The organism is Glutamicibacter ardleyensis (assembly GCF_014644555.1).
Taxonomy (GTDB): Bacteria; Actinomycetota; Actinomycetes; order Actinomycetales; family Micrococcaceae; genus Glutamicibacter; species Glutamicibacter bergerei.
In genome coordinates this window covers 224,477-246,538 of the sequence record NZ_BMKX01000001.1, presented here as the reverse complement: position 1 = coordinate 246,538, position 22,062 = coordinate 224,477, and the positions used below count along the sequence as shown (strand labels likewise).

General features: G+C 55.8%; 17 protein-coding genes and 1 tRNA gene. 7 read left to right on the top strand and 11 right to left on the bottom strand.

Annotated elements, in window-relative coordinates:
- Window positions 1-24 precede the first annotated feature (24 nt).
- Complete coding sequence (gene hutH / locus IEX04_RS01130) at window positions 25-1,569, bottom strand: histidine ammonia-lyase (RefSeq protein WP_188683061.1); 1,545 nt, start codon at window positions 1,567-1,569, stop codon at window positions 25-27.
- Window positions 1,570-1,957: 388 nt separating this feature from the next.
- Here hutH and IEX04_RS01125 point away from each other — a divergent pair, with 388 nt between their 5' ends.
- Complete coding sequence (locus tag IEX04_RS01125) at window positions 1,958-4,693, top strand: aminotransferase class I/II-fold pyridoxal phosphate-dependent enzyme (protein ID WP_229676932.1); 2,736 nt, start codon at window positions 1,958-1,960, stop codon at window positions 4,691-4,693.
- Between the two features lie 1,052 nt (window positions 4,694-5,745).
- Here IEX04_RS01125 and hutU read toward each other — a convergent pair.
- The 3 genes from hutU to IEX04_RS01105 all read right to left on the bottom strand — a co-directional run bounded on the left by hutU (window position 5,746) and on the right by IEX04_RS01105 (window position 9,292).
- Window positions 5,746-7,416 carry a urocanate hydratase gene (gene hutU, locus IEX04_RS01115; RefSeq protein ID WP_188683055.1) on the bottom strand — a complete coding sequence of 557 codons (1,671 nt, stop codon included), beginning with the start codon at window positions 7,414-7,416 and terminating at the stop codon, window positions 5,746-5,748.
- Window positions 7,417-7,516: 100 nt separating this feature from the next.
- On the bottom strand, window positions 7,517-8,305 hold the full coding sequence (locus IEX04_RS01110; protein WP_096254917.1) for an IclR family transcriptional regulator: 789 nt from the start codon (window positions 8,303-8,305) through the stop codon (window positions 7,517-7,519).
- Window positions 8,306-8,377: 72 nt separating this feature from the next.
- Window positions 8,378-9,292 carry a carbohydrate kinase family protein gene (locus IEX04_RS01105; protein WP_188683053.1) on the bottom strand — a complete coding sequence of 305 codons (915 nt, stop codon included), beginning with the start codon at window positions 9,290-9,292 and terminating at the stop codon, window positions 8,378-8,380.
- A gap of 173 nt (window positions 9,293-9,465) precedes the next feature.
- On the opposite strand from IEX04_RS01105, the gene IEX04_RS01100 reads away from it, so the two are divergent.
- Window positions 9,466-9,672 (top strand): hypothetical protein, encoded by a 207-nt coding sequence (locus tag IEX04_RS01100; RefSeq protein ID WP_096254919.1) that lies wholly within the window; start codon window positions 9,466-9,468, stop codon window positions 9,670-9,672.
- A gap of 104 nt (window positions 9,673-9,776) precedes the next feature.
- Here IEX04_RS01100 and IEX04_RS01095 read toward each other — a convergent pair whose 3' ends face one another.
- Window positions 9,777-10,886, bottom strand: a complete 1,110-nt coding sequence (locus IEX04_RS01095) for a uroporphyrinogen-III synthase (protein WP_096254920.1) — start codon at window positions 10,884-10,886, stop codon at window positions 9,777-9,779.
- Window positions 10,883-11,896 carry a uroporphyrinogen-III C-methyltransferase gene (gene cobA / locus IEX04_RS01090; protein ID WP_096254921.1) on the bottom strand — a complete coding sequence of 338 codons (1,014 nt, stop codon included), beginning with the start codon at window positions 11,894-11,896 and terminating at the stop codon, window positions 10,883-10,885. The genes IEX04_RS01095 and cobA overlap by 4 nt, the downstream gene beginning before the upstream one ends.
- 566 nt (window positions 11,897-12,462) lie before the next feature.
- On the opposite strand from cobA, the gene IEX04_RS01085 reads away from it, so the two are divergent.
- Both IEX04_RS01085 and IEX04_RS01080 read left to right on the top strand, forming a co-directional pair.
- On the top strand, window positions 12,463-13,185 hold the full coding sequence (locus IEX04_RS01085; RefSeq protein ID WP_096254922.1) for a sirohydrochlorin chelatase: 723 nt from the start codon (window positions 12,463-12,465) through the stop codon (window positions 13,183-13,185).
- 55 nt (window positions 13,186-13,240) lie between these two features.
- Window positions 13,241-13,909 carry an alpha-ketoglutarate-dependent dioxygenase AlkB family protein gene (locus IEX04_RS01080; protein WP_188683051.1) on the top strand — a complete coding sequence of 223 codons (669 nt, stop codon included), beginning with the start codon at window positions 13,241-13,243 and terminating at the stop codon, window positions 13,907-13,909.
- 4 nt (window positions 13,910-13,913) lie between these two features.
- Here IEX04_RS01080 and IEX04_RS01075 read toward each other — a convergent pair whose 3' ends face one another.
- Complete coding sequence (locus IEX04_RS01075; RefSeq protein ID WP_096254924.1) at window positions 13,914-14,858, bottom strand: endonuclease/exonuclease/phosphatase family protein; 945 nt, start codon at window positions 14,856-14,858, stop codon at window positions 13,914-13,916.
- Between the two features lie 168 nt (window positions 14,859-15,026).
- Here IEX04_RS01075 and IEX04_RS01070 point away from each other — a divergent pair, with 168 nt between their 5' ends.
- Window positions 15,027-16,271 carry an MFS transporter gene (locus tag IEX04_RS01070; protein WP_188683049.1) on the top strand — a complete coding sequence of 415 codons (1,245 nt, stop codon included), beginning with the start codon at window positions 15,027-15,029 and terminating at the stop codon, window positions 16,269-16,271.
- Window positions 16,272-16,341: 70 nt separating this feature from the next.
- Here the strand turns inward: IEX04_RS01070 and IEX04_RS01065 are convergent, their stop codons facing one another.
- Window positions 16,342-16,776: a VOC family protein gene (locus tag IEX04_RS01065; protein ID WP_096255843.1), complete on the bottom strand. Its 435-nt coding sequence runs from the start codon at window positions 16,774-16,776 to the stop codon at window positions 16,342-16,344.
- 194 nt (window positions 16,777-16,970) lie between these two features.
- Between IEX04_RS01065 and IEX04_RS01060 the strand changes: the two genes are divergently transcribed.
- Window positions 16,971-17,043 (top strand) — tRNA-Ala (locus IEX04_RS01060).
- Window positions 17,044-17,264: 221 nt separating this feature from the next.
- Here IEX04_RS01060 and IEX04_RS01055 read toward each other — a convergent pair.
- The 3 genes from IEX04_RS01055 to IEX04_RS01045 all read right to left on the bottom strand — a co-directional run bounded on the left by IEX04_RS01055 (window position 17,265) and on the right by IEX04_RS01045 (window position 19,471).
- A complete protein-coding gene (locus IEX04_RS01055; protein WP_188683047.1) occupies window positions 17,265-17,864 on the bottom strand; it encodes an NADPH-dependent FMN reductase in 600 nt (199 codons plus the stop codon).
- Window positions 17,865-18,002: 138 nt separating this feature from the next.
- Window positions 18,003-18,263, bottom strand: a complete 261-nt coding sequence (locus IEX04_RS01050; protein WP_096255811.1) for a hypothetical protein — start codon at window positions 18,261-18,263, stop codon at window positions 18,003-18,005.
- A gap of 2 nt (window positions 18,264-18,265) precedes the next feature.
- Window positions 18,266-19,471, bottom strand: a complete 1,206-nt coding sequence (locus IEX04_RS01045) for a S8 family serine peptidase (protein WP_188684035.1) — start codon at window positions 19,469-19,471, stop codon at window positions 18,266-18,268.
- A gap of 552 nt (window positions 19,472-20,023) precedes the next feature.
- On the opposite strand from IEX04_RS01045, the gene IEX04_RS01040 reads away from it, so the two are divergent.
- A complete protein-coding gene (locus IEX04_RS01040; protein ID WP_188683045.1) occupies window positions 20,024-21,907 on the top strand; it encodes a BCCT family transporter in 1,884 nt (627 codons plus the stop codon).
- Window positions 21,908-22,062: the final 155 nt, after the last annotated feature.

Here is a 22,062-nt window from a genome sequence, read left to right as displayed (position 1 = left end):
TTAGCACGGCAAACCTTCTGTGAACTACTTGCCCTGCGCGTGATGTAACGCCGAAATTACGGTCCCGTCGGCCAGCAGTTCGTAGGCTGCCTCCAGCTCAGCGGAGAGGAAACGGTCCTCGCCAGGGCCGGCTACTTTGCTGCGGATTACCTCGTGGACGGCACCTGTGATCGGTGCCGGAGTGAGTGGCTTTCGCAGGTCTAAGGCGCGGGAAGCAACGACTAATTCGATAGTCAATACGCGGCGCAGGTTATCCACCGCGGTGCGTAGCTTGCGTGCTGCATGCCACCCGAGGGACACATGATCTTCCTGCATTGCCGAGGAGGGAATGGAATCAACGCTGGCAGGTACAGCCAGACGCTTATTTTCTGCCACTAGGCCGGCCTGTGTGTACTGCGCGATCATCATTCCGGAGTCCACTCCAGGATCATCGGCAAGGAAGGCAGGAAGATCTCGTGAACGTGCTGGGTCAAGCATGCGGTCGGTGCGTCGTTCGGCAATAGAGCCAAGGTCTGCCACGGCAATTGCCAAGAAATCCAAGACGTAGGCGACCGGTGCCCCGTGGAAGTTTCCGTTGGAAGAGACCTCCCCGGAAGGAAGTACTACGGGGTTGTCGATTGCAGCAGCTAGCTCGCGGGTCGCCACCATCCGCGCATGGGTGATGGTGTCTCGCACAGCGCCGGTGACCTGCGGGGAACAACGTAATGAATACGCATCCTGGACTCGGCCATCACCTTCGCGGTGCGAAGCCACAACCTGTGAACCCTGAAGCGCGCCGAACATGTTGGCCGCGCTGAGCGCCTGGCCTGGATGCGGACGCAGTGGTTCATGAAGTTCAGGGCGGAATACTTGATCCGTACCGAATTGGGCTTCGACGCTCATGGCTGCACTAACATCAGCAATATCGGCTAGATCATCAAGGTCAGCCAACGCCATCAAGAGCATGCCCAGCATGCCATCGGTTCCGTTAACCAGCGCAAGACCCTCCTTTTCCGCCAGCTCTAAGGGGGTGATTCCAGCCTCTGCAAGTAGCTCGGGAACTGGGCGGTTTACTCCGTGCTTGTCCGTAGCTTCGCCCTCTCCCATCAGAACTAACGCGCAATGCGAAAGTGGTGCGAGGTCACCGGAGCAGCCAAGCGAACCATATTCGCGCACGACGGGTGTGATCCCCGCGTTTAACAAGGCGACCATGGTTTCGAGCACGACCGGGCGGACCCCGGTGCGTCCACTGGCCAGCGTCTTCGCGCGGAGGAACATTAGTGCGCGGACAACTTCGCGTTCTACGGGGGTGCCCATGCCAGCAGCATGCGAGCGGATCAGCGAACGTTGTAACTTGGCGCGGTCTGCCGGAGCGATATGACGTGTAGCTAAAGCACCAAAACCAGTGGAAATACCATAAACCGGAGTTTCAGAAGCTGCCAGCGCATCAATATGTGTGCGGACTTCGGCTAATTTCTCGCTCACTTCAGCTGAGATATCAACCTGAATATCATGGCGAGCAACGCGTAGGACGTCCTGTGCCGTCGTATTGGTCAGATGAAGAGTTACCGACGTAGGTGAGGTATTCATGAAAGGTGTTCCGTTCGTAAGTGAAGCTGTCTCTAACGTCCATTCTTCGCCAGAATCAGCGTGTATTTCGTTTGCTTCACCCTAATCTGTCTGTTATTTCGGACAGCGCGTGAAGTGGTTAGTTAGTTTTGTATATTTCGGAAGAATTCATCGGAAAGTCACTAATTAAATGTCGCATCTCGTATATTTCTTTGTATCAATGAACTTGCTTCCCATCGTTACGTGAAATTGGTAAATTGTCTTCACGAATACCAGAATTCTGTGGAGACTGACGTAGGCTCTGGAGACCAAGCCACAACGACGTGGCACGGTTTTGACAACACATCGGTTATCAAAACATTGAAGAACGAGCGAAGGACCGGCAACCGTGAGCGCAAGGTTGACCACAATGAAAAAACAAGTAACAGCGACACCAGAAAGCGCTTGGCGAAAGCGCAAAGATGCTTGGGAGCACCTCGGATATGTCCTGGGTGAGATCATTCGAGGCCTCGACGACAAGGTTGCCGGGGAGCAGCACGAGCACGACGCAAGGCAACTACTGAGCCTACTTTCGGCTATCGAACCATACTGGGCCTCACCGGGAATCGATTACTTTAACGAAGTTGAAACCCTGATGAACGAAGGCCACTTTCGTGATGCCTTGAGCAAGGTGTACCAGGCAAATCAGTCTTTCCGCACCCAGACGCAATACATTGATGGCGAAGGCCACGATATTGACGCCGAGGAAAGCGAAGCCGCCGCGCAGAGCGACGAGTTACGCGGTAATGAGACCCGCGGCAGTCAGCGGAAAATTACCCCCAAGGTTGAAATACTGCTCGTAGACAATGGGCCGGCGGACGAGATTGAACGGTTCAAAGCAGAGATGCTGGAACAACGCCAACGAACCGATTCCTTCGTCTACAGTTTTGTCGTAGTCCCTAGCGTCGAAGATGCGCTGACTGCGATCGTCATTAATCCGACAATTCAAGCGGTCGTGCTCACCGCCCGCTTTGAATTGGAAACTCGCCGGCGCTTGAGCGCCACATTAGGCAAGTACGTCTCCCGGCATACCGCCGGACGTTTCAAAACGATGCGACAAATCGACCGGATTTTGGATCTGGAAGCGATCATAGATCTGCTCCGTCCTGAGATCCCCGTGTACCTCATCGCCGGGGTCGCGCTGGAATCTATTGCGCACGAGATTACCGGACGCTTCAAGCGCATCTTCTCCCGCAACGATGGCATGGATCTACACCTGTCATTGATCGCCGAAGTTTTGGAACGGTACAACACTCCTTTCTTCCACGCCTTGCAGGCTTATGCCAAACGTCCAGGCGGAGTATTCCACGCGATGCCGATTTCGCGTGCGGGCTCAGTGCAAAATTCCCCGTGGGCACGCGACCTCGTAGATTTTTACGGGAAAAACCTTTTGCTGGCTGAAACCTCGGCCACCTCTGGTGGTCTAGATTCGCTACTTGATCCGCAGAGCTCCATCAAGGAAGCTCATGAACTAGCGGCTCGCGCGTTCAACAGCCACCGGACCTATTTCGTTACGAACGGCACCTCTACCGCAAACAAGATCGTCCACCAGTCAATTCTGGCTCCAGGCGATATTGTGCTTGTTGACCGAAACTGCCATAAGTCGCACCACTATTCGCTGGTGCTGGCCGGGGCAAATGTCAGTTATCTAGAGGCCTACCCGCTGAACGAATACTCGATGTATGGGGCAGTATCTCTGGAGGAGATCAAGGGTCGCCTGCTGCAGCTGCGTCGTGAAGGTTTGTTGCACAAGGTCAAAATGTTGACGCTGACTAACTGCACCTTTGACGGAATTATTTATGATCCACGTCGTGTCATGGAAGAGTGCTTGGCAATCAAGCCTGACTTAGTTTTCCTTTGGGACGAGGCATGGTTCGCTTTTGCTGGTTTCCATCCGATTTATCGTCAGCGCACAGGTATGGCCGCGGCCGAGCGAATCCGAACCACATTCGAGACCAAAGACTACCGCGAGCGTTTTGCCGCTCAACAGGCAGCATTGCCCGAACCCGGAACCCTGGATGATCCGTCCAATGACGATGCTTGGATAAAAACGCGCCTGCTGGCTGACCCTGCAAAAACTCGGTTGCGAGTTTATTCGACGCAGTCGACGCATAAGACCCTGACCTCATTGCGCCAGGGGTCGATGATTCATATTCATGATCAGGATTTTGCCGAGCGTAACCGAAATACGTTCCGCGAAGCCTATATGACTCACACCTCTACGTCCCCGAACTATCAGATCCTCGCGTCTTTGGATATTGGAAGACGTCAGGCAGAACTTGAGGGTTACGCGCTGGTGCAGCGACAGGTCGATTTGGCGCAGTCAATCGTCCGAGCGATGACACGCAATAAACTATTGCGCAAATACTTCCGTGTGCTTGATACTCAAGAGCTAATCCCTGGTGAATATCGGTGCAGTGATACCGCTAGTCCGGTACGCGACGGGCTGGAAGTTTGGGACCGGTCATGGGCCGAAGACGAGTTTGTTGTCGACCCGTCACGACTGACCTTAGACATCAGTCGCACTGGAGTCGACGGAGACACCTTTAAGCACACCTACCTGATGGATGGTCACTCAATTCAGGTGAATAAGACCAGCCGTACCTCGGTGCTACTGATGACAAACATTGGTACCAATCGTTCGGCAGTTGCGCACTTGATTGAAGTGTTAGTGAAGATCGCCGAGGAGCTGGAGCACGAGCGCCGCCTCGATGGGCGTGCCATGGGTGACGGCAAGAAGGTTCCTGCAACTGAAGTGCCGATGCCTGACTTCAGCTATTTCGCCGACGAATTTAGTGGCGGCGGTGGAAGTGGTGATATGCGTTCGGCCTACTACCTGACGTACCAAGACCCGGCCACGCACTTCATGTTTTCACCTGAGATCCGTCAACGAATTCAAAGTGGGGAACAAATAGTTTCTGCTGCCTTCGTGACACCATACCCGCCAGGCTTCCCCGTGCTGGTTCCGGGTCAGGTAGTCTCAACTGAAATTCTTGACTACATGGATGTTCTGGATACTCGCGAGATTCACGGATACCACGGTGACTTCGGATACCAGGTCTTCACTTCCGAAGCGTTGGCCAGTGTAGCCGCAAAGCGACTATAGGTCTTCAGTGTAGGAGTCTGCTTGCAGGCTCCTACACTGGTCACATCATTTCCTGTTGGCACGTTCCTAATCAGCCCGCGAGCTTGTAGGAATCTGCGCGGCAAATTAGATAGCGCCGGTGGCTGAGAGCAACCGGTCGCAGAGGTTATTTCCCGTCCCCTGAATGTTTGGTATGAAGCTGCGCCATGAGTGTAATTCCGGCGTATGGTGAGAAGTAGTGGCTATAGGCGAGAGCATTGTTGCTCTAGCCGGCTACTGGGCGAAAAGTCTTCTGGAAGGGACCAGAATATGGAATCACGCAAAAGCACAGGCGAATAGACAACAGTCCACTTCGCTTTACTGGCGGACAAGTTTCATTGCCGTCAGTTCAATGGAAGAAAGCCGATTCTATCCCGGGATTCCCGGGCAGAAATGGAGTGACGCCATGCCAACGATTCACGGAGCGTCTCAACTCAATACCCACTTAGGCTTGGGATTAGCCGCAGGTGGGGCCCTGTTCGCGATCATGTTCTCGGTAGCCATATTTTGGGTGCCTATGGGAGTGGCCCCTAGTATGAATCCTTTATGGATCATCGTTGCCTGGGGAACAATGCTCATGTGCTGGGGTGTATTCCGAATGATTGCAGGACCCAGCCGACTAGATCATTTTAATGGTGGCACCAATGCTGGTTCCTAAGCGGAGTTAGCGCACCCCATCTGGCCAGTTCACATGCCAAGGTTCAGATTATCTAGTTGTACTCCAATGACCCGTCGCTTCAATTAACGAAGTGGCGGGTCACTGCTATGACGAGCTCGGCGTAGGTAGCGTAAAGAACTATTCTGTAGCTTCAAGGATTCAGCGCTGACGTCCAAGTCCGCGCGTTTCCCTAGGTTGCCAACAACCTGATGGACCTAGGTGAGCCAGCCAAAATTCCCAAACTACTCGAAGGCAGTTACTCGGATACGAGATCCTGACTTGGCCGGTGCTTTCTCACACGTACAAAACGCGGGCCGTAAAAGCCTGCAGTGCTACTGCTAAACTTCCACGGCCCGCGCCTGTTGACCGGTTCTCGCTACTTGCCCTGCATCGGGATTCGCACACCACGTTCCGCAGCGACCTCGATTGCGCGGTCGTACCCGGCATCAACGTGGCGGATGACGCCCATACCTGGATCATTGGTTAGCAGTGCTTCTAGTTTGGCGGCAGCCATCTCGCTACCATCAGCCAAGGAGACCTGACCTGCATGGATGGAGCGGCCCATGCCCACACCGCCACCATGGTGGATGGAAACCCAAGAAGCGCCCGAGCTCGTTGCCGTGAGTGCGTTCAGTAGTGGCCAATCGGCTACCGCATCGGAGCCGTCAGCCATGGCCTCGGTCTCACGGTAAGGAGAGGCAACGGAACCGGAATCCAGGTGATCACGGCCGATGACGATTGGTGCGGAGACCTTGCCCTCGGCGACTAACTGATTGAAGAGCAAGCCTGCCTTGGCACGTTCGCCGTAGCCCAACCAGCAGATACGTGCTGGTAGTCCTTCAAACTCCACGCGTTCCGCGGCGGCATCCAACCAACGGTGCAGGTGTTCGTTTTCTGGGAACAGTTCTTTCAATGCTTGATCGGTAACGCGGATATCTTCTGGATCACCGGATAACGCTACCCAACGGAATGGGCCAAGTCCCTCACAGAATAGTGGTCGAATGTATGCAGGAACGAAGCCTGGGAATTCAAACGCCCGATCGTAGCCGCCCTTTCGGGCTTCGTCGCGGATCGAGTTTCCGTAATCAAATACCTCAACGCCGAGATCCTGAAATTCAACCATTGCCTGAACATGTTTGGCCATCGCAGCCTGTGCCTTGTGGGTGAAATCAGCGGCGTCGTTGGCCGCAGCTTCGGACCATTGCTCCAAGGTGTATTCCACCGGAAGGTAGCTCAGCGGATCGTGTGCGCTGGTCTGGTCGGTGACGATATCGAAAGCCACTTCGCCGGCCTTGTGGCGTCGCAACAGCTCGGGGAAGACCTCGGCGGCGTTGCCGACGTACCCAACCGAATGTCCGCGGCCCTCAGCCTTCGCTGCACCGACCTTGGCCAGCGCCTTGTCTAGGTCTAGTTCTACCTCGTCGAGGTAGCGCTTGGATACGCGCCGACGGAGCCGAGTTTCATCGACGTCAACGATCAGGCAGGCGCCGTTATTCAGCGTGACCGCCAGCGGTTGAGCGCCACCCATGCCACCACAACCACCGGTCAATGTCAGAGTGTTTGCCAATGTGCCGTTGTAGCGTTTGCGTCCGATGGCGGCAAAGGTTTCATAGGTGCCCTGCAAGATTCCTTGGGTGCCAATGTAAATCCAGGAGCCTGCAGTCATCTGTCCGTACATCATCAGGCCTTCGTCCTCGAGTTTGCGGAAGTGCTCCCAGTTCGCCCAGTCTCCAACCAAGTTTGAGTTAGCGATCAATACGCGCGGTGCCCACTTGTTGGTACGGAATACGCCCACTGGCTTACCGGACTGGATGAGTAAGGTTTCGTTTTCTTCCAGATCCTTCAGCGTCTCAACGATGGCGTCAAAGGCCTCCCAAGAGCGTGCTGCTTTGCCGGTGCCACCGTAAACGACTAGATCTTCCGGGCGTTCGGCAACCTCTGGGTCGAGGTTGTTCATCAGCATCCGTAGCGGTGCTTCGGTAGCCCAAGATTTGGCGTTGAGCTTTGTGCCACGGGGGGCGCGGACGACTCGTGGTTCATGGCTCACGATGGACTCCTTTAGCGGTAGGTGAAGTAACTAACTGCTTCCATCATTGGCCATAGGGCGCATCTAGCACACGGGGGTTTTCACGGTGCTGTCCGGAATTTCAGACTGCGGGTGCGGGGCTGTTGCGCCGACCTTGAATCCGCGAGGTCAGCTGCGCGGCGGTATTACGTATTTGTTCTAGTAGCGGATCCCATTGATCTTCCGGAACTCGGTCCCCAAGGAAGGTGACGGCAACCGCTGCAACCGGCCAACCATTAGCATCTAAAATTTCAACCGCGAGCGAATGGAAATCTGCGGTCACATCTTCACGCTCTACCGCGAAACCACGTGTGGCGGTCTGGTCTAATTCGCGGCGCAACTGCTGATAAGAATTTATCCCGCTGTCTTGAGCCCGGCTACTGAAACTTGCGGACCCCGGATACAACGCACGCACCTGAGATTTTGGGAGTGCAGCAAGAATGGCCCGCCCCGAGGCGGTCAAATGCGAAGGTAAACGCACCCCGACTTCGGTCACCAATGAGGGCCGTCCCTTGGCTCGTTCCTCCACAATGTAAAGCACATCCGCGCCGTGTAGGACCGCAAGATGGGCGCTTTCGCCCACCTTGTCGACCAGCTGCGCAATCAAAGGAGCGCCGAAGCGCGCTAAGGGTTCCTGACGCGTGTAGGCGCTGGAAAGTTCAAATGAGGAAACCCCCAGCCCGTAGGCTTTCTCCTCGGGGTAGTGGGCGATAAAGCCCTGTTCGAGCATGACATTGAGTAACTGGTAGACACTCGAGCGCGGTAACTCCAGCAGTTTAGCGATCATTGCTGCGGGGGTCGGCGATTTCCTGCTTGCCAGTAAACGCAAGACGCGCAGCGTGTTTTCAGCTGCCGGTACCTTGCTGCCCATGATTACCCCTTAGTCGAAACGCATACCTGCTAGGGAACTCTAGCAACACTGAGCGTCAACTGACGGATGGGACTATGAAATCTGTGCCTGCAGGGAATCGTTGAGTGCTTCAAGTCGCGGTGGGTTAGCACCAGAAGTGAGCACGGTGAGCTCGGAGCAACGAGTCGCCTGAGTCAACGCGAACTCCAATTCACTCTGATCTAGAGCGGCACCCTTGGTGGTCAGCGCCTGAGCCAAGGAGCTATTAAGCAGCCCGTGAAGCAACCCAGACATAAAAGCATCACCGGCACCGATAGTGTCGACAATCTTTACCGGACGTGAATGAACCATCACCTCGGTGTTTTTCGCGCGGGCCGTGGCGCCGCGCGCGCCGAAGGTCATGACCGCGAGTTTCGCGCCACGTTCCAAAATATGGTCAAGGATCCGCTGGCAATCCCATCCTGGATATAGCCACAGGGCGTCATCATCGCTGAGCTTGACGACATGGGACAGACTCATCATCTTTTCGATTTGCTTCACCGCAGTGGAACGCTTGCGGATGAGCTGGGGGCGCACATTGGGGTCGTAACTGCGCAACTGATCTGCCGGTGACGCTTCAAAAGCTTCGAGGACTTTTTCGCAACCTGGCGCCAGCCATCCAGCGATGGACCCGGTATGTAAAAGTTGTGCCTCAGAGGAGGCCACTCCCTGGGGCAGGTCCCAGGACAAACTAAATTCGTAGGTCGCATCGCCCACTCCGTCTACGGAGACGGTTGCGTAACTGGTGGACTCTTGAGAGTAAGTGTCGGCCGCAAGTTTTACCGAGGAATCGGCTAGATGCGCTGAAATTAATGCTCCGTGCTCATCATCGCCAAGGTCGGTAGTCAAGGTGACCTCATGGCCCAAACGGCCTAGCCCCACCGCGACATTCATCGGGGAACCACCTGGATGTGCTACGCCATCAACGATATCGGCTAGAGCTTCGCCAACCACCTGTATCTGTGCCATGACTCGATACTACGGATAATCACTTAGATAGCCACAATCGACTCTCGAACCAAGGTGTGTGGCTGGGCACCTCGCAATGGCACTGCCGGTGAGAGAACAATCGGTTACCCAAAGGGGCATTGGGGCGCAATGGCCCCAAACCATCACAAAATGAGGCTCAGAAAATAAGAATAATGCGGTGGGATACAGACCGTATCGATGGCGAAGCCAGGCGCCTGAAGAGCTACGCCAAGCCAATTCTTGTAATCGACGCGGCAATCGCAGTAGGCACTGCAAAAACTAGTAACGCGAATGCGGCTCAACGTTTGGGTTGGCATCAACTTCCGGTACTCGGTGGCCGGCGGTGTCCTAATGACATCGGCGCTACGATGCATTTCTAATATGGCGCTGATCCGCTGGAAGCAGCGAAACACAAGACAGCCGGCCCGCTGACCGAAAAATGCCCTTATCGGTCAGTGGGCCAACTGCTTGTTATAACGCTTAGTTACACGTTTATCCGGTAACCACGTTTGATGACGGTAGTGATCAGGTCCGGGTGCGGTAGCGTGCGCCGCAAGCGGCTCAGCGTCATATCCAACGCGTGATTCGAAGATGTGGAGGGCAACACCGAGACAAGCTCTTCACGGGTTACCACCGAGCCGCTGGCTTCCATGAGCCGGCGCAGGATCTCGGTCTGTGCCGGGGAAAGTTCGCAACGTTCACCATTCAGGCTCAGCGTGCGGCCACGCAGGGCGCAGTCGCCAAATACCGTCGAAGTGCTCAACGTGCCTAATTCACTGAGATGACCGACCAACTGCAGGATCATCGCACCCATACGGTGGCGCTCGGGAACCAATGTGCCGGTCACTCCGGCAGCTTCCAAGGGAGCAGCGGTCACCGGACCAACGGTAGCAACGACGACTCGTTCACTTAACGAACGAATCAGCGCCGCAGTACGATTGCGCGAGCGGGCGGCGGCGAGTAAAGCGTGCACGCTCGGTGCGCTAGTGAAGGTGATCGCGTCAAAATGGGCGGCACAAATACCCTCGACCAAGTTGGAGAGGTGTTGTTCTGAACTGGTATCGAGCCACCGGTACGGTTCCACCTTGAGCACTCGTGCTGCGCCGAGTTCACGCAGCGCCAACTGCAGCCCATGATCGCTGTCTGCATGTAGCTGTACTGCCACGGTCTGACCGGTAATTTCATTCGCCAGTTGGTCTAGCAACCCGGCGGTGGTTCCGTCCTTGGCTACCGCGGTGGCGTGAAAGCCCAGAGCACGGACCGCACCGTGAGCCTTCGCCCCACGCACATAGAGCTTGGCCGAGTTCAAACATTGGCAAAGCTCATGTCCGAGCCCGGCAGCCTCGGCAGAATCGAACCAGCGTCGCAGCCCGTATGCCGTGGAAATAATGACGGTTTCGGGGCGTAACTCGATCAACTTCTTAGTCTGTTCCACCAGCACAGCCTCATCATCTAGCGGGGCAAGCTTCAGCAGGGGTGCGTGGGTGACTTCGGCTCCACGGCGTTCCAGCGCCTCGACCAGCTCCTCGGATCGCCGGTTGCTGGTTACTGCGATTCGAAATCCTGACAGAGGCAGGGATAATTGCGGACTCATGCGTTGGCCCGCAATCCGGCAAGTTCCTCGGCCAGTAGGCGTTGCGGTAGCGCCGCTACTTCGCCGATGACGATCACCGCCGGGTTGGCGCACCGTTCGGCCCGCGAAACCTGCGCCAAGGTTCCAAGCGTTGCATGGGTGGTACGTTGGTCGCCGGTGGTGCCGGACTCGATGATCGCGCAGGGCATCGTTGGGGACATGCCGTGGTGCTGGAACCCGGAAGCAGTGTGCTCCAAGGTGGCCATGCCCATCAGAATGACAATGGTGCCGTCCAGCCCTGTCAGGTGTTTAAACTGTTGTTCTTGAAGCGGGTCGTGAGCCGAGATTACGGAGAACACTGTGTTCACCCCGCGCGCGGTGACGGGAATACCGGCAGCAGCGGGAACGGTGATGCAGGAGCTGAGCCCCGGAACGACGCTCACCGCGACGCCTGCCTTGGTCGCCGCTGTGAGCTCTTCGAAGCCGCGGCCGAAAACGAAAGGATCTCCACCCTTGAGCCTGACCACATTTGATCCGGCGAGAGCCGCGGAAAGCATTTGCTGTTCAATCTGGGCTTGGGTAACTTTGTGGTGGCCAGGGCGTTTACCTACATCTACGAGCAGTGCTTGCGGAGCAAGCTCTTGCACCCGGGCCGCGGGACCCAGCCGATCAACGAAGATTAGGTCTGCGTCGCCCAGTGCATTCACTGCGCGCACGGTCAGCAGGTCTAGTGCACCGGGCCCGCCACCGATCAGCGTGATCTGGCCGGTATCAGCGACAGGTCTACGGGTGATCACCGGTAGTCCGCGTTCCCGGGCAGCCTTCCGTAACGCGGTGAATCTTTCGGGGGATGCGTCGCAAATGACGAGCAAGGTGCACGCGTTCAGCTGCGAAATTCCGGTCTCTGGGCTAGAAGCGCAAAGCACGCGGGCTCCGCGTGCGCAGTAGTGCGCGTTGGCCTTGCCCAGGCCCACAGGATCCCCGGCGAGCAGAATCGTGCACCCCTGGATGTCAAAGTTTTCATTGCTCATCGTCGTAGCTCGATTGCCAACTCGTATCCGGCGCTTCCTACAGCGCTAGATAGCGGGGCGAATAACGGTGTTCCGACGTGTAAAATCATCTGTCCCTGTGTTGCTTCTATCCATTGATGCGTGGATAAGCGGACCTTAGTTTTATGCGCTATTTTTTCAGGTGCATGGCTTGACATGGGAATTCATCTCCACTTGGGTGGGTGTGGCTTGATGTTAAAAAGACTATAGGGCGGGGTTTACCCTGAAATTTCCCAATTGTTTCCATTGGAATAATTCATTTATAAAGTTGACGTGGGTGAAGGCGGGCCACTTTGGAAATTTTCTTGCGGACTGGATGGACTGCCGCAGGGGTGAAAATCGTTTTACCCCGGTGAAACAATCGAAGCCTTTGACTGAAACACATGCCTCGTAGGCTGAGCACATCGGCTCGTACCGCACAGGCCGGAGCTAGCGAAGGGACGAGTTGTGAACCCATGCAAAAACCACGAACAAATAGACTGTCGGGGCTTATCGCTAAGCCATACACGCAGCATGGCTCCAAAGATGGCCGATACCGGTAGAACCGCATGAGCGCTGCAAGTGCAACATTAACTCGGCAATGTTCTTTGGTCGCGGTCTCACACGGCACAAATGATCCGGCAGGCCAGCGTGCCGTCAGCGCCCTTGTTGCGCAGGTGCGCCGCGTAGCCGACGTCCAAGTACATCAGGCGTTTGTTGACGTGCAAGAACCCCGAGTAGGCTCACTGCTTCACGGATTACCGGAGGGAAACCAGTCATCGGTTCTCGTTCCGCTGCTAATCTCGCGTGGGGTACACGTCGACCAAGACCTTACCGAGGCGGCCGTCCTTAGACCGGCTACTCGCGTGGCCGCAGCTCTCGGTCCGCACAAGTTGCTCGCTCAGGTAATCGAGCACCGACTTGTGCAGGCCGGTTGGTTACCTGGTGAACCCGTAATTCTCGCCGGGGCCGGGACTCGCCTGGGTCAAGGTACACAGGACTGCCACCAAGCCGCGGCGCTTTTAGCCGAGCGTTTAGGAGTGCCGGTGAGTGTAGCTTTCGTTGCGGCGGCCGAACCCGCACTAGGACAAGCCGTTGCCACGGCACGGGACGCTGCGCCGCAGCGCCGCGTGGTGGTGGCCAGCTACCTGCTGGCGCCCGGATATTTTCAATCCTTGATCGAGCGTTGCGGCGCGGAGCTGGTCAGCGGGCCGCTACTGGCAGCAGATGAGCAGGTGCCGAGGGAACTAGTGAATCTGGTACTAGAACGCTTTACCGCCGCCTGCGAGTAACCCCTGATTGCGCCAGTAGTTGCCTGCCGAAGCCAAAACACGGCACAGTGGAGCTATGCAGTCCCTCTTTGACGACGGTGCTTTCGGCCGCGAGCCGCAGACCCTGAGGCCCGGCGCAGTACATGTGCCCGGATGGCTCACAGCCGAGCAACAAGATTGGATCACCGAGCAGTTTCTTAGCTGGGGACAAGGGCCAGTGCCGCCGCATTCCACCTTAGTCAACGGGCATCCTATGAAGGTCAAAACCGTGTGCCTTGGATGGCATTGGGGCAACTATCAATACACCCGTACCGCCGAGGACCTCAACGGGGCGCCAGTCCCGCCAATGCCAGACTGGCTTGTTGAACTAGGGCGGCGCGCAGTGGCCGAGACCACCACAGATCCGCCTAACGCACAGGCATACAACCCAGATGTGGCGATCATCAATTATTATCCGCCCGGTTCAACCATGGGAATGCATCAGGACGCGCAGGAGAAGGTCAATGCGCCTATCGTTTCACTGTCTATTGGGGACAGTGCAAATTTCCGTCTAGGAAACAATGAAACTCGGACCAAGCCCTATCAGGATGTGAGGTTGGCTTCAGGAGATCTTTTTGTTTTTGAAGGTCCCGCCCGCTGGGCCTTTCACGCGGTGACCAAGATTTACCCGGGCACCGGGCCTGCACACTGGAAACTGGGTGGCGGACGAATCAACATCACCCTGCGCGAAACGGGGATGAGCTAGGTCGTCAGGACGACGCCAAATCGAGGGTGGCAAACACTGCTCGATGATCAGAATCGCCGAGCGACAGTGTACTAGCCGATCCCGTATCAAGGCCACGAACCATTACATGATCAATTTTTAGCACGGGCACCGGGCGATTTGGCCAGGTCATGCCGAATCCCCAGGACTCGTGTGGAACTTCTTCGAGCTGGTCAGAGATCGGAGTGAAATGCCTGTCGGTGCTGGTCGCATTAAAATCGCCGAGCGCAATGATTTTTGAGCTACGGTCGCGAGCCATGATTTGCCCCAAATTCCTGAGCATCGTATCTCGCTCTTCATGGTCCAAGGGGCGTGCCGACGCCGCATGAACCGCATATACGGTCACCTGTTCAGTTTCCGTTTGTATACGCAACTTCGCAGCTCGCGACCAGCCCAAGCCAAGATCCAAAGGCTGCTGATCCAGGATTGGATACTTGCTGTAGACGCCTACGGTTCCTACCGAGAACTGATGCGGGTGAGAATCAGCTAGAAGCTGTCCCACCTGTTCGGCTTGTCCCTCACCAAGTTCTTGCAGGCTGATTAAATCTGCACCCTCAGCCACTAATCCTTCAGCGGAGGCAGCCGCTCCATCTTGATGCACGTTTTGTGTGGCCACCGTGAATTTATCCACAGGCTCCGGCGGGTTTGCGGGAACGAAAGCTGCACCAAAGATCCATGCCCACGCGATGGCGGGTAATAACAAGATCAGGAAGGTGATCCGGCCACGCACCAGCATGGCTAGAAGTAGCAGCACGGGTATCCCAAAGCCGAGCCACGGGGTCAAATTGTCGAGGAACAGGCCAAGCCCAGCGCGCTCTGGAAAGCTTCGATGGGCTACAAGCACTACCGTGAGCGCTAGGGACAAGAGAACTATCAATAACCTCCCGGCCAGCCGGCCGGCGGTCAGACGATGTTGGGCTGCATTGGACATGAGGATTCCAGATTGCCACACGTTGCTGGCAGAGCCATGGATTGACCGCGGAATACTGATATCGAGTTATGCGTTGGGCAAGCTAGAGAGAAAGTCACTACGATTGTTACTGGCGCCAACGTTGTCGTACGAAGTGAAAAATCCATTCGCAGCAAAGTTAGAGGCACCATGAATCAATTAACGCCACCACGATATTTAGAAGGCAGAGCCCTGCTCTTCGCGATTATCGCCTTAGGCATGGGTGGCTTTGGCATTGGTGTCACCGAGTTTGCCATGATGGGTCTGCTGCAAGAAGGTGCCACCGATCTAGGTGTGAGCAACTCACAGATGGGCCTAGTGATTAGTACCTACGCCATCGGAGTGGTGGTTGGCGCTCCGCTACTGACGGCCCTCGCTGCAAAAATCTCCAAAAAACGAGCGGTGCAAATTCTGATCCTGCTCTTCGCCGTCGCAAACCTTACCTCGTTCTTTGCTGCGGACTACAACACCATGTTGTTTACTCGTTTCCTCTCCGGCTTACCTCACGGTGCTTACTTCGGTCTGGCCGGTGTGCTGGCTGGAAACATTGTCCCGGCAAGTATGCGAGGCCGAGCCATTGCCTGGGTCATGCTTGGCCTGTCTGTGGCGAACGTTGCCGGTGTTCCCTTGGTGACTCTGCTTGGTCAGGCAACCGGTTGGCGCTCAATGTTCCTCGTGGTCGCCGCGGTGGGCGTACTGACCTTTGTCTTGATTAGCCTCTTTGTGCCAATGCGTAAAGCTACCCAAGGTGCCAGCATGCGCCGGGAACTCTCAGCTCTCAAGAGCGTGCAGGTGTGGTTGGCCATGGCTACAGGCATTGTTGGCTTCGGCGGTTTCTTCGCGGTTTATTCATATATCTCGCCCACACTTACCGACGAAACCGGGCTGGATATCGCCCTCGTGCCGCTGGCCTTGGGACTCTACGGTGTAGGCATGGTGGTCGGTTCACTCATCGGAGGCCGGCTTGCCGACTGGTCCATCTTCGGCGCGATCAAGCTTGCCAGCGTGTTGATGGTTTTCAGTATGCTGACTTTCGCCGCGGTTGCCTCGTGGGTAATCCCGACCTTAATCATGGTGTTTGTCCTCGGAGCCGTCGGATCATTGCTCATTCCGAGCTTGCAGACGCTATTGATGGACTCTGCCCCGCACGCGCAGTCGTTGGCGGCTTCGCTGAACCACTCAGCATTGAACGTGGCCAACGCCTTGGGCGCTGCCTTAGGTGCCATAGTGATTACCGCAGGCTTCAGCTATCGTGCACCGTCCATAGTGGGCGCGATTCTGGCAGCACTTGGATTGCTCATCGCGTGGATTACCCAGCGTCGAGCACAAAAAATCGGCCTAGTTATCGGTGCTGACGCGGTGCTGGAACGAATCGACGGACCGGCAGAAAAATAGTCTTTGCAGCAAGTAATGCGAGGGGCGAGGATCAAATGATCCTCGCCCCTCGCATTACCTGAGCTGCTAGTTAGCCTTCTTCGCTTCGCACCGCACTGATGTTGAACATCCAGCGCACTCCAAACTTGTCGGTGAGCATCCCAAAGGAATCTCCCCACGGAGCCTTGGCCAGTGGTTCATCAATACGCGAATCAACCGAGAGCTTCTCCCACCATCCGGTGAGTTTTGATTCGTCGGCAGGGTCGGTGGCATCACTGCTGAGTGCGATGGTGCCGTTGCCGGTCACGTTCATTTCAATGGGGGCGTCGGAGCCCATCAGGTGCAATCCACGATCGACGAATAATGAAGAATGCATGATTAGGTCGGCGGTGGCAGGGTTGCCGTCATTCATGCCTTCTTGAAAGGTCATGGCGGAATATTCGCCACCAAAAATCGAATGGTAATGCTCCATCGCTTCTCGGGCGACACCACCAAATACCAAGTAAGGAGTCATAGCAGTAGTCATTGGGGCAATGCCTTTCGCCGAAGTTTGTTGGACCGATAAGTCCACCATGCACATTCTTCCACCGGGAACCAGCTATGGGAAGAGTTGCTATGACTGGCCTCTCTATGATCCGATTTGGAATTCTTCAACAAGCTCCGGTAGAGTTATATCTCGGTTCACCGGTCCAAAAGATCGCGGGAATCAAACCTTCATCTGGGGGTATGGCGCAGTTGGTAGCGCGTCTGCATGGCATGCAGAAGGTCAGGGGTTCGAATCCCCTTACCTCCACAGATTAAAATCCCGGCATCACTTTTGCGAGTGATGTTGGGATTTTCTCGTTTCACCAGTAGCTCGTGATTGAAGCTCAGCAGATCTAACACTGATCGCTATCTTTCAAAAGAGTTCGTTGGATAAGCTGGACTCTGCACGGTTTGACTAGCAGGTAGAGAAGGATCCACGTTGCTCGTACTACCGATGCAGACTGACCAATGGGTTCGCGGTGAACCTACTTATCCGTGCTGTGGACTGAGATCCCCGATATGTCCTTCGGCATTTGCATCAAGCACGCGGGCTACGAACCCGGCATACTCACCCATATAGTGCTTCAAAAAATCCGAGGTGGATTTATTCAGTACATTGCCTTCAACATCAAAGTCCTCTTGATTAAAGGCTAGATAGACCTCGGGGGAGTTCAGCTGAGGTGAATCCAAGAAACTGAGCACGCTACGCATTGAGGACTGCATGACGGCGGTGCCAATGGCTCCCATGGAGGCTCCGACAAGTCCGCTGGGTTTACCGGCGAACGAATTTGTACCCCATGGACGTGACGCCCAATCGATAGCATTTTTCAATGCGCCTGGAATGGAGCGATTGTATTCTGGGGAAATGAAGAGCAGCCCGTCTGAAGCTTCGATGGCGCTTTTGAGTTCCTTACCTACGGCAGGGAAATCTTCGTCGTAGTCGTAGCTGTACAGCGGTAGATCCTTAATCGGGATCTCGGTGAAGCTCAGGTTTTCCGGGGCCAATTTGATCAGGGCCTTGGACAACGTACGGTTGATGGATTTCGTGGCTAGCGAACCGACAAAATAGCCAATGTTGTACTGTCTCATAGCTCTTAGTTCAGCACCGATCCGCGTCCACGTCTAGGACTTTCATGCAGATGCAAGGTGGCCTTGACTTGCCCTGAAGCGCAACTCAGCGACGCGCACCACCGGTGCGCGTCATGCTGGAAATGCTGAGGTCAATGCCTACTGTAGTGGGTCTTTGGGGGAAGGCAGACGATAAACTTTATCCTCATCTACCGACTGCACTCCTTCAATTTGTTCGAGCTGGCCGCGCAACTGTTCATTGCCGTGCCCGATCACCTGGCCCAAAGTATTGAGCACTTTATTTACCCGCAGTCCTGAGGATTCAAGCGAGCTGACTACCTGCTCCATCTGGGCGGTGTAGGTCGCGGTGACCGTCACGATATAGGTATGCGATACCGAATCCGGTGAGGCCTGATTCATGGTTAGGCTCCTGCGTCCGTGGCTGGTGGAGGTGCTTGGGTGAGCCCGGAGCCCACGTCCACGGAGAATAACTCCAAGCGACGGCCTTCCTGAACCAGCTCGGCCCAGAGCTCGCGGGCGCGGAAGCCGGTAGCTTCTGCGAGCAACGCGGCAATGCCTGCCACATGTGGAGTAGCCATCGAAGTGCCACTGATGGTGTTGTAGCGTTCGGCTCCCGGCCACGAAGAGTAAATGTTCACGCCAGGACCGGAAGTATCGACCTGGCCACCACGACCGGGCAGGGTACGGGCAGAAAAATCGGCGATGTTTAAGGTGTTGTCCAAGGCGCCGACGGCCATAATATATGGGCTGTTTGCCGGGGCCCCGACGAATCCCGGATTGCCTTGGGAACGCTGGGCGTTATTACCTGCCGCCGCGATAATCAGTGAACCAAGTTCCAAAGCTCGGCGCCCGGCGGTCACATAGGGAGGGTGAACTTGCTGCACATCGGCGCCAAGAGACATTGAGATGACTTGGCATTCGTTTTCCAGAGCCCAATCGATTCCTGCCAGAATAGTCGCGTCGGAACCGGACCCATTGGACCCGAGCACCTTGCCAGCGTAGATTTCTGCACCCGAGGCCACACCATAACCGCGGCCATCTGCCACGGTGCGCGGGCCACAAGAGGTACCGATGCAGTGGGTACCGTGGCCATGCCCGTCCTGAGCATCCTCGCCATCAACAAAAGACTTAGAGACCACCGTGCGTTCGACAAAATCTGGGTGAGCCAAATCGAAGCCGGTGTCCAACACGGCAACCTTGATACCGGCGCCGGTGTATTTGGAATCGGCTGCGCGTACTGCCTGCAAGCCCCAGGTGAACTTGTCGGTGTCTTCATAAGTCGTTGGCAACGGTGCTACCGGCTGGTCAGTCAACGCGTAGTAAATCATCTCCGGAACCACCCGCGCTGGCATCCGCTCACTGGCGCAACGGGCCTGAAATTCGTCAAGCTGATCATTTTCGCTGCTCACCACGGCGATACCAAGACGTGGGAAGTATTCGGTGACACCATAACCTTGGGATTCGAGGATCTGTGGCACATCTTCGGTCAACGTACGGATTCCCATAGGCGGTGAATCGAGGTGCTCGGGCGAATCAAAGACCAGCACGTAACGGCCGGGGATAGCAGTGGCACCAGAACGGAGAAAAGGAACCTCTGGGGTGAACATGGTCGACTCCTTCGAGATCGGGTCATCTTCCAGCTCCGAGGAACTACCGCAAAAACCATTGCCGAAGCTGTGGGTACTTAGCACTGTACCGGCCATTAGGTCTCTGCCACCATGTTTTAGTTTGGAAATTTTCGGTCTTCCTTCGCAGCAACGTGTAGCTGCCACGGGCCGGAGAATCGCGTCCGCTTGCTGGACCATATATCGCGGATCACCTCGAGCAGTTGAATAAATTTATGCTCAATATTCTGATGTCCAAATTCGTCGAAAGGTGTGTGGGCGGCGCTGAAATTGCGTACCGTGGAAGGCGAGAAGATGGCCGCCCTAGATTCCGAATATTAACAAAGCGCCAAGTCATCTTTCACTTGGGATCAGTAGGATGGAGATCTGATGTAATGCATACGAGCCTGTGTGTCGGTAAGTAAAGTATCTGCCGGTTCAGCGAATCCGGTGCCGTCGATGGGACCTAAGTACCAAGAAGCCCCTTGTTTCTGCATCGGATGCAGGCAAGGGTATTGAAATAAGTGCAGCAGTCGTAGCGAGGGAATGATGAGGATGACAAAGAATATAGACGAGGTTGAACCTCCCGAAACGAATGATGTGCAGGGCATGGACGAGCCACTGGAGGACTCACCACACACTGCGCCGATCCCGGTGCACATGCATATTGCGGAGGATGATACCGACGCAGAAATTACGGCTAAGCTCCGCCGACAAGGTGTGCGCCTGGGCAAGGGTGGGATCGCCCCGGCAGTTTTCTGGCCAGCACTGATCGTAATTGTCGCCGTGGCGGCCTTCGCCATAATCTTTCCTAACGTGGCCGATACAGTCTTCAATGCGGTCCAGAACTGGATTGTGACGAATCTGGGCTGGTACTACATGTTGATCGTCGGAGGCTTCGTGGCGCTTGTGATCGCAATCGGATTCTCCAAACTAGGACGGATTACCTTAGGCAACGATGGTGAGAAGCCCGAATACGGTCTGTTCAGCTGGTTCGCGATGCTCTTCGCCGCCGGCATGGGCATTGGTCTGGTGTTTTACGGTGTAGGGGAACCGCTGATGTACGCAACCGTGGACCCCAAACCAGGTTGGGGAGGCACCGAATCAGAACTCGCGGGACTGGCCATGGCTCAGACCTTTATTCACTGGGGACTGCATCCTTGGGCCATCTACGCGGTCATCGGGCTCGCCTTAGCCTATGCAATCCACCGTCGTGGCCGTCCGGTCTCCATCCGTTGGGCACTGGAACCGTTGCTCGGCGATCGGGTCAAGGGCTGGCTCGGCGACGTGATCGACGTACTGGCCATTTTTGGCACCGTCTTCGGTGTGGCCACCTCGCTGGGTTTGGGCGTGCAACAGATCAGCTCGGGTATGAAAGCCATAGGGTTGGTGGATTCGGTAGATAATACGCTGCTTGTCATATTGATCGTGGTCATCACATTCCTGGCCACCATGAGCGTGGTCAGTGGTCTTGGCGCAGGCATCAAGTGGCTGTCGAATATCAATCTATCCATGGCGGGCTTGCTGATGATTAGTGTGCTGTTGCTGGGCCCAACTTTGTTCTTGTTCCAGAACTTCGTCCAGTCCTTCGGCGTGTACCTAGCTAACTTAATGAGCATGACCTTCGACGTAGGAGCATTCCAGCAGGGCGAAGAATCGCAAACCTGGTTCTCCAGCTGGACGGTCTTCTACTGGGGTTGGTGGATCGCCTGGGCCCCGTTCGTCGGTATCTTCATCGCCCGTATTTCACGCGGACGCACCGTGCGTCAGTTCGTCACCGGAGTGCTGCTGGTACCGACCATTGTGGGGTTCCTTTGGTTCTCCGTAATGGGCGGATCAGGTCTGTTCCGCCAGTTCTTTGGAGCCGGCGACATGGTTCAGGACGGCGCAGTCTCCGCCGAAGGATCCTTGTTCCAGATTTTGGGGGATCTGCCGTTCGGAACAATCTTGTCCGTCATGGCAATCATCTTGGTCGCGATCTTCTTCATTACTTCTTCAGACTCCGGGTCGCTGGTGGTGGATATGCTCGCCTCCGGCGGACACCCGAACCCGCCAACTTGGTCACGAATTTTGTGGGCGGCGCTTGAAGGCGTTCTGGCCGCGGCCTTGTTGATCGCCGGTGGTCTCCAGACACTTCAGGCTGGCTCTCTGGCCACGGCATTGCCATTCAGTATCATCTTGATTTTGATGGCGGTGGCCACGATTAAGGGGCTGCGCTACGAAAACCGCGCGCTAGAGCTCAGTGAGCAGAAGGTCAGGTTGGATCGGGTTACCGAACACATCTCCGACGAGCTCTGGGGCACCTTGGAGGATCAGCCAGAACTTCGCCGCTACGTTGATGACCGCATCGACTACCGGGTTTCGCGTACCAAGGGAGTTTTTGGCCGCCGCGATGAAAACGGCGCCAAGACGTTCCGTAAACGAGGTGACGAGCAGTAACACCCCGAAGGGGTAGGCCCTGCCCAACCGGCGAGCTGCGCGCATTGAGCGCGCGGTTCGCCGGTTTTGTCATTTGGGGCACCTGAGATGGACTGATCTTGCCAACAGGGGTATCGGGGTGTGAGGATCGAGGTGACAGCACTAATCACTGTCAG